Source organism: Thiobaca trueperi (assembly GCF_004342175.1).
Taxonomy (GTDB): Bacteria; Pseudomonadota; Gammaproteobacteria; order Chromatiales; family Chromatiaceae; genus Thiobaca; species Thiobaca trueperi.
The window spans coordinates 296,331-309,563 of sequence record NZ_SMAO01000005.1 but is presented as its reverse complement, the minus strand read 5'-3'; the positions used below and the strand labels follow the sequence as shown (position 1 = coordinate 309,563).

The 13,233-nt window shown below is 61.8% G+C and carries 8 protein-coding genes; 5 read left to right on the top strand and 3 right to left on the bottom strand.

Annotated elements, in window-relative coordinates; all coding sequences use genetic code 11:
* Nucleotides 1–25: 25 nt before the first annotated feature.
* Complete coding sequence (gene dnaE, locus EDC35_RS11880) at nt 26–4,918, bottom strand: DNA polymerase III subunit alpha (protein ID WP_132977462.1); 4,893 nt, start codon at nt 4,916–4,918, stop codon at nt 26–28.
* Between the two features lie 195 nt (nt 4,919–5,113).
* On the opposite strand from dnaE, the gene EDC35_RS11875 reads away from it, so the two are divergent.
* The 3 genes from EDC35_RS11875 to EDC35_RS11865 all read left to right on the top strand — a co-directional run bounded on the left by EDC35_RS11875 (nt 5,114) and on the right by EDC35_RS11865 (nt 8,886).
* A complete protein-coding gene (locus tag EDC35_RS11875; protein ID WP_132977461.1) occupies nt 5,114–6,613 on the top strand; it encodes an NAD(P)H-hydrate dehydratase in 1,500 nt (499 codons plus the stop codon).
* On the top strand, nt 6,613–7,074 hold the full coding sequence (gene tsaE, locus EDC35_RS11870) for a tRNA (adenosine(37)-N6)-threonylcarbamoyltransferase complex ATPase subunit type 1 TsaE (protein WP_207896198.1): 462 nt from the start codon (nt 6,613–6,615) through the stop codon (nt 7,072–7,074). The genes EDC35_RS11875 and tsaE overlap by 1 nt, the downstream gene beginning before the upstream one ends.
* Nucleotides 7,075–7,431: 357 nt before the next feature.
* On the top strand, nt 7,432–8,886 hold the full coding sequence (locus EDC35_RS11865; protein ID WP_165903418.1) for an N-acetylmuramoyl-L-alanine amidase: 1,455 nt from the start codon (nt 7,432–7,434) through the stop codon (nt 8,884–8,886).
* A 122-nt stretch (nt 8,887–9,008) separates the two neighbouring features.
* On the opposite strand, the gene EDC35_RS11860 is transcribed toward EDC35_RS11865, so the two are convergent.
* Nucleotides 9,009–10,106, bottom strand: coding sequence for an ABC transporter substrate-binding protein (locus EDC35_RS11860; protein WP_132977458.1), 1,098 nt, complete (start codon nt 10,104–10,106; stop codon nt 9,009–9,011).
* Between the two features lie 85 nt (nt 10,107–10,191).
* Nucleotides 10,192–11,811, bottom strand: a complete 1,620-nt coding sequence (locus EDC35_RS11855; protein ID WP_132977457.1) for a methyl-accepting chemotaxis protein — start codon at nt 11,809–11,811, stop codon at nt 10,192–10,194.
* 446 nt (nt 11,812–12,257) lie between these two features.
* On the opposite strand from EDC35_RS11855, the gene EDC35_RS11850 reads away from it, so the two are divergent.
* Nucleotides 12,258–12,773, top strand: coding sequence for an OmpH/Skp family outer membrane protein (locus EDC35_RS11850; protein ID WP_132977456.1), 516 nt, complete (start codon nt 12,258–12,260; stop codon nt 12,771–12,773).
* A 179-nt stretch (nt 12,774–12,952) separates the two neighbouring features.
* A complete protein-coding gene (locus EDC35_RS11845) occupies nt 12,953–13,189 on the top strand; it encodes an HP1242/YdcH family protein (RefSeq protein ID WP_132977455.1) in 237 nt (78 codons plus the stop codon).
* Nucleotides 13,190–13,233: the final 44 nt, after the last annotated feature.

Below are 13,233 nucleotides of genomic sequence, written 5' to 3'. Positions count from 1 at the left end.
AACCGCCTGCTCAGTTGAATCCAAATCAGGACACGGCAACCAAACGCGGCGGCGCTGTCATCATCGGCGCCGGCTGCACGGCCCGCTCATAAGATACCTTCACCGCCTGCGCGCCGAGCAGTTGGCGCAGGCGTTTCAGTAACGCATCCGCAGGCTGCACGCGCCAGGCGTTGCCGAGCACCAGCTCACCGACCGCGCCGGGGCGGCGATAACGCAGACGCACCGGCAGATCGCCATCGCGGAAGGCGGCGAGCGTCTCCTGAAGCGAAGTCACCCGCGCCACGCCCTCGGCGTAAGCCAGGGGATCGGACAGATCCAGGATCAGGGCCAGATGATCAGCCGCCGCCTCACGTGCCTGCTCGAAGGTGCGGATGCTGTCCGCGCGCACGGACCAGGCATCGCGGAATTCGTCGAAATTGAGACTCCCGGTCACGCTCAGAATCTGATCGGGCACCAGCAGATTGCGTACCTGATCGTAGAGTTCGGAAAAAACAGTCACCTCGACCCGTCCGGTGCGGTCATCAAGCAGGACCGAACCCATGCGTCCGCGCGGGGTCTTGCCATGCCGCACGCTGACCACCAGCCCGGCGATGGTGCGCTTTTCGCGGTCGCGTCGGTCGCGCCGGCCCTGCTCGCGGTCGGTCTCCAGCAGTCGAGCGATGCGTGGCCCGCCCATCGCCTTCAGTTCGTCCTCGTAGCGGTCGATGGGATGCCCGGTCAGATAGAGCCCGAGCGTTTCCTTTTCGCCCTGCAAACGCTGCTCGTCGTCCCAATCGGCGCGGATCTCGCTGATCAGTTGGGGATCGGGCGCGGGCGCGGCGGTCGGCTCCAGGGCGCCGAAGAGATCGACCTGACCGGTGGCCTGGGTCGAGCGATGCTGCTCGGCGGCCTTGAGCGCCAGCGGCAGATGGGCCATGAGTGTGGCGCGATTGGGACCGAGCCCGTCGAGCGCACCGGCGCGGATCAGCGCCTCCAGCACGCGGCGATTGACCTTCTGCAGGTCGATCCGGCAGCAGAAATCCCAGAGATCGCGGAAAGCCCCACCCTCGCTGCGCGCCGCCAGCATGGATTCGATGGCCGACTCGCCAACCCCTTTGATCGCCCCCATGCCATAGATGACGGTTTTGTCGTCAGCGATGGTGAAGTGATAGTCCGAGCGATTGATGGTCGGCGGCTCGACGGCGAGTTTCATCACCCGGCACTCGTCGATCAGGGTGACGACCTTATCGGTGTTGTCCATATCCGCCGAGAGCACAGCTGCCATGAAGGCCGCCGAATAATGCGCCTTGAGCCAGAGGGTTTGATAGCTGACGAGGGCGTAGGCGGCGGAGTGCGAGTTGTGGACAATGATGTCGTCGGCGACGAAGTTATGGGTGTGATCGACCTCCATATCGTAGGTCATGGCCGCGCCATCGGACTCAATGGCGACGATGCGCTCCCAGAAGATCTCAGCCTCGGTGGCCTGTCTTAGATCCTCGGCTCCGAAGAAATCGGCCAGCTTGCAGATGGTGGCGCGACGAAAGCCTTTTTTGTGCGTCTTGGGTGTGCCATAAAACTCTTTGATGCATACGCCACTGCGTTCGGCGAGCTGATCCCAAGTCAGACCGCTGGCTTCCTTGTGATGTCGAACGCTGTCCTTGATCTCCGGCGGAAGCGTGTCAATCGACTCTCGATCGGCCGGTGTCTTGGCTAGATACTCACGCAAGGCATTGAGCTGAACATCTCGTCCGACCAGATGCGAACCGATGACCTGGACGAAGGTTTCGATACTGCGTCGCCCGACGAGATGGAGCGTATAACCGATGCGTCCATCCTTATAAGCAAAGTATTTTTCGGTCAGTCGACTGACGATCCCAAGGCGCAACAGCAGATGCTGAGTCTCGCCGGCAAGACGCTGAGAGGCGCTCGCCAGATAGGGGATCATGTCTTTCCCTGTGGTACTGGCGATATAGCCATCCCCAGACCAGAGCCGTCCAAGCAAGACGGCCAGACAGGCATTGTCGAGTCGAAACACACCAGCCGGGAAATGCTTGTCCGGCGCCTTGTGACCGATCATCCCCAGTTCTTCGAGCCACAGACGCGCCCCCGAACGCGGCGTGAAGCTATGACCAGCACCGACACGAATCCGCGTATCGCGCCCGGTTCCGACATAGACGCACCAGGTATCCGCCCGCTCGGGCCTGAGGCGCACGGTGGGTTGCGTATCGGGAAAGACACATGCGGCGGCCAGGAAATCATCCCGAGCCACCTCATCCTTGTTGTAGAAATAAAAACCGCTTGGGTGACAGGTATTGCCCTCCGACAAGACCCAGCCCAGCGTGATAAGTTCGTGCTCAGGCCAGCGTTCCTGACCCTCGATAGGCAGTCGTGCCGGTGAGGCAATGCGATCACCCACCTTCAATTCATCCAGACGCTTCCAACCCGTCGCTGTGAGCAGCGGATGATTGCCGGTCGCGCGCAGCGTCTTGCCCAATGAGGTTCGGAGCCGAAAGACCGGTTTGATCCCGTTCTCCATCACCTGAACCACCGGACTCTGGCCCATGCGGTGATTTGTCATCAGACTCGCAACCGAGCCGATACCGTGGCGATAGATCTCCTTGATCTGGCGACGCTCGCCGGTCACAGGGTCGGCCACGAGCGTGTCGCCAACGACACACTTGTTGAATCCGTAACCGGAAAAATACTCCATCAAATCGAAAATATGCGTTGCAACGCCGCCATCGACCCCACGCGCGACCGCGCCCTGCTCAAACGTGGCGCGTTGTTTATCCATTTCCTCCTTTTTCTTTTTTCCCATCGCCCTCCTCAGTAAATCTGCCCCGCCGAGCGAATATCCCGCCAGCACCTGCGCGATCTGCATCACTTGTTCCTGATAGAGGATGATGCCGTAGGTGGGCTTGAGGATCGGTTCGAGATCCGGGTGCGGATAGGCGAGTTCGGCGCGTCCGTGTTTGCGCTCAATGAAATCATCGACCATGCCCGATTGCAGCGGGCCGGGACGGAACAGGGCCACCAGTGCGGTGATGTCGTCGAAGCTGTCGGGCTGGAGCTTTTTGATCAGCTCCTTCATACCGCGCGATTCGAGCTGGAAGACGGCGGTGGTCTGACACTGTTTGAGCAACGCGAAGGCCAATGCATCGTGCGGGTCGATGCGGTCGATGTCGAGCGGCGGTTCGCCCTTGGCCGCTCGTCCGGCGTTGATGGTCTTGAGCGCCCAGTCGATGATGGTGAGTGTGCGCAGACCCAGAAAGTCGAACTTGACCAGACCCACCTGCTCGACATCGTCCTTGTCGAACTGCGTCACCAGATTCACCCCGCCCGGCTCGCAGTAGAGCGGCGAAAAATCGGTCAGCAGGGTCGGGGCGATGACCACGCCGCCAGCATGCTTGCCGGCGTTGCGGGCCAACCCTTCGAGCTTGCGCGCCATGTCGATGAGCGCGCGCACCTCTTCGTCGTCCTCATAGGCGCGCTTGAGATCCTCGCTTTCGGCGAGCGCCTTGGTGAGGGTCATGCCCAGCTCGAAGGGCACCATCTTGGCGACCTTGTCGACGAAGCCATACGGATGTCCCATGACCCGCCCGACATCGCGCACCACGGCCTTGGCAGCCATGGTGCCGAAGGTGATGATCTGCGACACCGCCTCGCGCCCGTATTTGCCCGCGACATAGTCGATGACCTCGTCGCGGCGCTCCATGCAGAAATCGATATCGAAGTCGGGCATGGACACGCGCTCGGGATTCAGGAAGCGCTCAAACAGCAGGTCATGCTCGATGGGATCCAGATCGGTGATCTTGAGCGCGTAGGCGACCAGCGAACCGGCACCCGAGCCGCGACCGGGACCGACCGGGATGCCGTTGTCCTTGGCCCACTGGATGAAGTCGGCGACGATCAGGAAATAGCCGGGGAACCCCATCTGGACGATGACCGCGAGTTCCAGTTCCAGCCGTTCGTCATAGGGACGGCGCTGCGCGGCGAAATCGGGCGAGCGGGGATCAAGGATGCGCTCCAGACGCTGGTCAAGACCCTGGCGCGACTGCTCGGCGAAAAAGGCGTCGATGGTCATCCCGGTTGGAACCGGGAAGTCGGGCAGATAATTCTTGCCTAATGTCAGTTCCAGATTGCAGCGTTTGGCGATCTCGACCGAGTTGGCGAGCGCCTCGGGCAGATCGGCGAAGAGCTCCAGCATCTCCGCCGGGGTGCGCAGATACTGTTCCTCGCTGTAGAGACGCGGGCGGCGCGGATCGTCGAGCGTGCGCCCGTCGTGGATACAGACCCGCGCCTCGTGCGCGTCGAAGTCGGAGGCGGCGAGAAAACGCACATCATTGGTCGCCACCACCGGCACGCCGCGACGGATGGCCAGAGCGACGCTCGCCTCGACCAGCTCGGCCTCCTGCTCGCGCCCGGTGCGGATCAGTTCCAGGTAATAGCGGTCACCAAAAGCCGCCAGCCAGCGGTCAAGCAGACGCTCGGCCACCTCTGGCCGGCCATTGAGCAGCGCCTGCGCGACATCGCCCTGCGGCCCACCCGAGAGCGCGATCAGCCCGGCGGCGGATGACTCGATCCAGCCCGGCTCGACCAGCGGCACCCCCAGATGCTGCCCTTCGACATAGCCGCGTGAGATGAGCCGGGTGAGATTGCCGTAACCCTGACGATCCTGAACCAGGAGCACCAGCCGATGCGGCTTGTTCGCATCGTCCGGGTTACGCACCCAGAGATCGGCCCCGGCGATGGGCTTGAGCCCGGCGCCCAGTGCGGCCTTGTAGAACCGCACCAGCCCGAAGAGATTGCACTGATCGGTGACAGCCACCGCCGGCATGCCGGCCGCCGCCACGGCCTTGACCAGCGGCTTGATCCGCACCAGTCCATCGACCAGCGAGTATTCGGAATGAAGATGGAGATGGATGAAACTGGGGTCCACGGCGACTCTGAGTGCGGTTTGAGCGGAGGGGAGCGAGGCTCGGGGCAGGCTAGTCTACTCACCCGCCAGTCAATCGCAGAGTCGGAAAAATCCATTGGACCCGGACGAAAGATCGGCAGTCCGGTATTCTCTGCGCCCAGATTCAGGCGACCGGAAAAACCGGATTGCCCTTCAACACCATCCAGGCGGAAATCCATGCCCGACCTCGACCCGCTTCCCCACAGGCTCTACCGCGCCGATCAGGTGCGCAACCTGGATGACATCGCGATCCGGCAACATGGCATCCCTGGAATCGAACTGATGAACCGGGCCGGGCTGGCGGCCTATCGCTTGCTGCGTGCGCACTGGCCGACGGCAAGGCGTCTCACGGTTCTGGCCGGGATCGGCAACAATGGTGGCGACGGCTATGTGGTGGCGCGTCTGGCGCGGGCGGATGGTCTGTCGGTGCGGATGCTGCAACTGGGGGATGCCGCGCGCCTGCGCGGCGAGGCAGCGGCCAGTTGTGCGGCCTATGGCGATGCTGGCGGAACCCTGGAACCTTTCCAGACGCTGCCGCCTGACACCGATCTCATCGTTGATGCACTGTTCGGCACCGGCCTGGAACGTCCCGTCACCGGGATCTGGGCGGACGCCATCACCGCGATCAACGCCCAACAGGCGCCAGTGCTCGCCATCGATCTTCCCTCGGGCCTGCACGCCGACACCGGCTGTGTGATGGGCGAGGCCGTGCACGCCTCAGCCACGATCACCTTCATCGGGCTCAAACAGGGGCTCTTCGTCGGCAAGGGGCCGGATTATCGGGGTGAGGTGCTTTTCAGTTCGCTGGCTGCCCCGGCGGCGGTCTATGCGCAGACAACGCCATCGCTGCGCCGCATCGACTGGCGACAGCAGGCCGATTCACTGCGTCCGCGACCGCGCACGGCGCACAAGGGTGACTGCGGTCATGTGCTGATCATTGGCGGCGCGCCAGGGATGTCGGGCGCCGCGCGTCTGGCGGGCGAAGCGGCGCTGCGCGCTGGTGCCGGACTGGTGACCATCGCCACCCATCCCGACCACGCCGCCTGGCTCAACCTGAGCCGCCCGGAACTCATGGTGAGCGGGGTGGCTGAACCGGGCGAACTGACGCCCCTGATCGAGAGGGCCGATGTCCTCGCCATCGGTCCTGGCCTGGGGCGCACGAACTGGGGACGCGGGCTCTGGAATCATGTAAAGGAACAGCACACGCCACTGGTGGTGGACGCCGATGCACTCAATCTGCTTGCCGAATCACCATTGTCCCGACCGGATTGGGTGCTGACACCACATCCCGGCGAGGCCGCGCGACTGCTCGGCGTGAGCATCGCGGAAGTTGAGCAAGATCGTCCGCATGCGGTCGCCGAGATCCAGCGGCGCTTTGGCGGCGTGGTCGTGCTCAAGGGCGCCGGCACCCTGATCAGGGGCGACTCGCAGCGACCGTCGTCAGTCTGTAGCGAGGGCAATCCGGGGATGGCGACCGCCGGTGCGGGCGATGTGCTGACCGGCCTCATCGCGGCCCTGCGCGGACAGGGGCTGGATGCGGAAGCGGCGGCCTGTACCGGGGTCTGTCTGCATGCGGCGGCGGGTGATCAGGCGGCGCGGGGCGGTGAGCGCGGGCTGATCGCCAGCGACCTCATCGCAGCCCTGCGGCCGCTTGCAAATCGTATCGGAGAACACTGATGGAGATCCTTTTGCCCGACCCGGAGGCCCAGCTTGCGTTCGGCGCACGTCTTGCCGCCTGTCTGCACCTCCCCTGCGTGCTCTATCTGGAGGGTGATCTTGGCGCCGGCAAGACGACCCTGACACGCGGCATGCTGCATGGACTGGGGCATCGCGGGGCCGTGCGCAGTCCGACCTATACCCTGATCGAGCCTTATGAACTGCCGACCGCGCGCGTCCAGCATCTGGATCTCTACCGTCTGGCGGATCCCGAAGAGCTGGAGTATCTCGGTCTGCGCGACCTGCTGGGGGAAGATGTGCTCTGGGTGATCGAATGGCCGGAACGGGGCGCCGGCATCCTGCCGGCGGCTGATCTGCGGATCGGCATCGCGTATGCGGAACCTGGCCGGCGACTCAGACTGGAGCCCGGCAGTCCTCGCGGACAGGCGGTCATCGCCAGTCTGAGCGGCACCTCAGCGTGATCCGCACCGGCTAAACCGCGCCCGATGCGGTATGTGATGTTTGGGGATTGAGTCGGCCTTGGCAGAATCGACGACCCTTCGAGCGGGCGCGGTTTAAGATATTAAAAAATATAAAATTTTAAACCGCGTCTCCACTGAGGTCGATGACATCTCCAAAGCTAAACACAAACTGAAAATTACGCATATCGCGCTGGACGCGGTTTAAAAGCCAGTCAAAACCGTCGTTTATGCGCAACATAATCATCATGACTTATCGAGAAAAGCGCCTTAATCATCGGATTTAGTTTGGAAAGATCGTCGCGGAACTGCTATCTTAAATACAACGTCCGCTGACAAGAGATGGCGTCGAGGCGATCCGTGAACAGGCTGCTCCCACTCTTACTGCTACTGATTTCATTGCCCGCAGCCGGGTCTCGCGTGGTGGTTGAATGTGCCCAGGTCGTGACAGACGCCAGCAAGACCCGCCTGGTGTTTGCCACCACGGCGCCGGTGTCGCATCGGATCTTCGCCCTGGACCATCCTGACCGCGTGGTGATCGATCTGCCGACCGCGACACTGATCGGCAAGCTTCCCGACGCCACCGCCAAAGACCCGACGCTCGTCGGTCTGCGCAGCGGTCTGCATAACCAGGATGATCTGCGTATCGTCCTGGATCTCAAGCAGGCGGTCCGGGTCAAGAGCTTCACGACAGGCCCGGGCAACGGCGAGGGGCATCGGCTGATCATTGACCTGATCCCCAGAACCACGTCTGTCGCCAGCGGCGATTCGCCCCGCACGATGACACAGACCCTGCCCAGACCGGATGCTCCAAGGGGCAAGGCGCGCCCAATCCTCGTCGCCATTGACGCAGGACACGGCGGCGAGGATCCGGGCGCCATTGGCCCCGGCGGCACCCGCGAAAAGGATGTGACCCTGGCGATCGCCCGCAAACTGGCAGCACTGGTGAACCGCGAACCGGGGATGCAGGCGCTGATGATCCGCGACGGCGATTATTTCATCGGCCTGCGTCAACGCATGCTGATGGCGCGCGAGCAGAACGCGGATCTCTTCATTTCGATCCATGCCGATGCCTACAACAATGCCGACGCCCATGGCTCCTCGGTCTATACGCTGTCCTATGGCGGCGCGAGCAGCGAGGCCGCCATGTGGCTGGCGAATCGCGAAAACAACGCGGATCGGGTCGGCGGCATCGATCTCCCCACGAATGACGATCTGCTGGCGACGGTCCTGATGGACATGACCCAGAATGCGACCATCGAGCACAGTACCGAAGCGGCCAACGCCGTTCTCGCTTATCTGGGCCATCTCGGCAACATGCACAAGAACGAGGTACAGCGCGCCAGTTTCATGGTGCTGAAATCGCCCGACATTCCCTCCGTGCTGGTTGAAACCGCCTTCATTTCGAATCAGGACGAGGAGCGGCGACTGACCAGCAACGCCCATCAACAGCGGCTCGCGCAGGCCATCCTGGCCGGGGTCCGGACCTACTTCAAAAAATATCCACCGCAGGGTTTCCGCTCCGCATCGTCGCGCGCCGACACGGATGCGCGCTTCGCCCCGCCCGCACCGGCAACCTCCACGCCGCTCGGAACCGAACCGGCCCCCGCCGCGCCGCCATCCCGATCCACTGCGTTGCGCCCCGTCAATCGGTCCACGGTCTCCCGCGAGCACGTCATCAACTCCGGCGACACCCTGTCCGGGATTGCCAGTCGCTATCGAGTGAGCCTGACTGCCTTGCGCGCGCAGAATGGCCTGCATGAAAACGACATGATCCGCGCCGGTCAGGTTCTGACCATTCCGTCCGATTCCTGAGTCGCGTCAAACACCCATCCGGGGTCTGGTCGTTCCCTTCCTGAAAGCGGACGTCACCCGCCCGCCTGCCAACGGATGTCGAGGCCGTCACCAAGCCCCGCCGAAAGCTCCGTCCGCTTTGGTCACTCCGCCGCCTTAGACGCTTTGGCGTGATCAGACATTTTTTTCATCATGTTGTCGGCTGCGGCTTCGTAAGGCGGCCAGAACATCTTGGGGTCGAAAAAATCGGGATTGGCTTCGATCTCCGGGTTCGTCACGTCCGTGGTCACCGCCACCATGCTGAGCCCATTCACCACTCGATCCTGAACCGCCTTGCTCAGGAAATAGTTGATGAAGATTTCTGCCGCTTCGAGCTTGGCTCCACTGACACCAGCCACGATGTTCATGGTGTCCAGCCACACAGTATTGCCTTCCTCGAACTCAATGAGCTGCCAATCCTCACCCTTGGCGCGCAAGCCACCGATTTCCGGCCCGTAGCTGGCAACGATCTCCAGGGGGGCGGCAAAGGTGGGCGCGGTACTCCAGAACGCACCGACCTGGCCGTAGAGCTTGCCAAGGAAGGACTGGACCTCGCCGCCCGGCGCGGCCAACGCCAGCGCCTCGGCACGGTTCGTGGTTATCAGATCATTGATCGCAAAGGGGGCGTGACGGTTCGCCAGGAGCGCAAGTGCGATGTTGGGCTGGATCTGCCCGTCGGTCAGCGAGATCTTTCCGGTCCATCGCGGATTCAGCAAGTCACCGATGCGGTGAGGAAGATCCGCCGCGCTCACCAATTTCATGTTTGCCCAGAGACCATAGGCGCCACCACCAAAGGGGACATAGTAGGACCTGCCGTCAATGACGCCCATTGGAATCGTCTTGAGCGCTGGAATAACACTGGCATAGTTACCGAGACGAGACGAGTCCGTGTTGATCGGCTGAAGCAATTTCCCTATCTTCTCATTCTGCATCTTGATGTAGTTGAGGGTGAGGAAGGTGAGATCCGCATCGCCGCGACGGATCACCTGAAACATCTGCTCCGGTCCCTCGGCGACCGTCGAAATCACCTCAACGCGAACCGGATTACCGGCAGCTTCCAAGAGTTTGTCCACCGCCTCGATATCCTGCGATGTGACATAACCGTACCAAGTGAAGACCCTGAGTTTCTGCTCCAGTCCCTGCCCGAAGCAAATTGCCGAGAAAAGCGCCAGAACCAGCGCCACGCCAGTACCTTTCATCATGTGAGTCTCCGTAAGGACAACGGTGAATTTGAAATGGATCGAGAAAGCGGATCGGTCCGTCAATCGCAGGGGGAGCGCCGCCTGCTCACAGGCGGAACTTTCCGAACAAGGTGCGCAACCGGCCGACGCTATCCGAGAGCTGCTCCCCGGACCCGGCGGTCGCCGCCGAAACCAGCAGAGTCTGCTGATGCACCTGCTGAATATTGGTGACGTTACGCTCAATCTCTGCAACCGTGGCGCTCTGCTGTTCCGCCGCCGTAGCGACGCCAGCCATCATCTGCACGATGTTCTGGATGGCTGCGTGGATCTCGTCGAAGGCGCCGCCAGCCCCAGAAGCCTGCTCGACGCTCCGCTCCGCCTTGTGCTTGCCTTCCGCCATTGCCCGCACGGCTTGCGCAGTACGCTCCTCCAGCCCGGCGATGGTCTCCTGGATCTGGCTGGTCGAATGCTGGGTGCGCTGCGAGAGCACCCGTACTTCGTCGGCAACCACAGCAAATCCGCGCCCATGCTCGCCTGCGCGAGCTGCTTCGATCGCGGCGTTGAGGGCGAGCAGATTGGTCTGGTCAGCGATGCTGCGGATCACGTCCAGGATCCCACTGATCGCATCAGTGTTCTGCCGCAATTCGGCGATTACGGTCGATGCCCGATCCACGGTATCAGCCAGTTCGCTATTGGAGCGGTTGGCTTCCCGAACCTGCTCCAGCCCCAGGTTGGCGCGATTACCCGCCTGGTCGCCGGACTCGGAAGCCAGGGCAGCATTGCGTGCGACCTCTTCGGTTGTCGCACGGAACTGAGTCAGTGCAGTCGTCAACGAATACAGATCCTCCTGTTGCCGGCCCAATTGCCGATTGAGTCCGTCGGCAGTCTCACGCGCATCGTCGGCTGAATTCGCCAGTCCCTTCACCACTTCATCGACCTCGGTGACGATCTGGCGTATAGAGCCGATAAAGCGATTCAGCGCATCTCCCAATTGCCCCAGCTCGTCGCGGCGCCCACTCTCGACCAGCTTACTGAGGTCTCCCTCACCGTCCGCGATGTCCTGTACGCGGGCGAGGATCGCGGCAAGCGGATCCAGGACCATCCGGTTCAGGATGAATCCCATCGACAAGACCAGGATCACATTCAAGAGGATCGCAATTTGGACATTCCGCATAACCGCCTGCACGACGGCTTGACGCAGGGGCTGGTCGGAGATGAGCACGGCGACTCTGCCCAGCGACTGGGTGACGTCGCCGTCCCGAAAGGTCAGTTCGCGGCTTTCGAGGTATGTCCCCGTCAATTCCGGAAGCTGGCCGGCCTCCTTGATCTCCCCGTCACGCACCAGTGTGGTCACCGGTCTGCCATCCGTACCCAGCACCGTGATCCCCAACACGGCCGATTGGCCCATCTCTCCCCGCATCATGTCCTGAACGGTCGTCATGGTGAGATCCCAGAGCGGCTTCGGCAATCCCGCGCCGAGGCGATCCAGCGCAGCCGCGACGTCGCGGTCGAGACGTGCGCCTTCGTCAGCACGAACCCTGAGGACATCCCACACGCTGTAGGCAATCAGCACGGCCGTCACGACCAGCATGAGAGCAAAATTGATCTTCGTTTTCAGACGGTTGCTCAGTTTGATGGCTTGGGATGCCTGAGATACGGAGCGATCTGTCGAGGGTCTGACGAATTGCGGCGAATCAAGAGCGTCAGAAATGCGAGAAATTGACATCGTTCTGAAACTGAGTAGAGGCTCGATTACCGAAGTGTAAAGTGACTTATCACCTGATAATCGAAGAGAGATTTTAACCTTTGGTTAATTTTGCATGACAGCAGAAATCTCCAATCGCGAGCCTTAAAAGACGATTGGACGAAACACGAGGCATGCATTCTCACGGGCCAATCACCCAAGCCGTCCGGCGGCGCGGATGCGGCGGTCGTATTACGCCTGTCTCCGGCTCGTCCGGAGAGATCATGGCGGCCTGCACACCGACCCCGCGCGACATGAGCGCAGGATGCCGGGGCTGCCGGCCTGCCAGGCAGTGCAACTGCTGTCACCAGACGCCCGGCATGGTTACAATCCATCCTCCGCAACATGCAGCCAGCGTCCGCCGTGACCCGCTCGCCCTGCGGCTTTTCATTTCATACCAACCAACAGTCAATCCCCGGAGCCCCTTCATGACCCGTCTGTTTCTGTTCGCCGCGCTGTCGCTGTCTGTGATCCTGCCCGCTCAGGCGGCAGACAACACCGGCATTGGCTATGTCGATATGCAAAAAGTGCTGGAGGAAAGCAAACTCGGCAAGGCGCTGCAGGACGAGTTGCGCAAGGAATTCGAGCCCCGCGCCAGGGAGTTCAAGCAGGAAGAACAGGAGATCCAGAAACTGCAACAGGAGCTGGAACGCGACAAGCCGCTGATGAGCAAGGCGCAGGTGGAAAAGAAGGAAAAAGAGCTTCAGGCCAGCGTCGCGGCTTATCAGAAAAAAGTGATGCCGATTCAGCAGGAACTCATGAAGACTCAACAGGAAAAGGGGCGGAAGATCATCGGTCCCGCACGTCAGGCGGTGAACGATATCGCCAAAAAGAAGAAGCTCGGCATGATTGTCGAGCATGGTCAGGCCGGTCTGCTCTATATGGATGAGTCGCTTGATCTCACCGCAGAGGTCATCAAGCAACTGGACGCCTCGACCAAGTAGGGGCGATTTAAATCGCCCCTGTTAAACCGCGTCCAGGTCGCCACGGTGGTTGACGGAAATCTGACCGGACTGTTTCGGGCGCCTTACGCTGGCGTATACTTTCGCGCTCGACTCATGCTGACGACCCTGACCGACCGCGTGATCCGCGCGGCGGTCCCAAACTCAAGAGGACCGGCCCCATGCTTGGCGAATCTCACGACCTGCTTCACGAATTCCCGGATCTGGAAAACAAGATCGCGGCACTGCGGGCCGACAAGCCCGAATTCGCGCGCCTCATGGACGACTATGACGCGCTCGACGCCCGCGTGCGCAACTTCGAGGAACTCGGAACGCCGGTCGCCGATGAGACCATCGAAGAACTCAAAAAAGAGCGTCTGCTGCTCAAAGACAGACTCTATGTGATGCTGCGCGCCTGACGGCACGCCCGCTCACCGCCCACCCGCCATCCGGCAACTGCTCC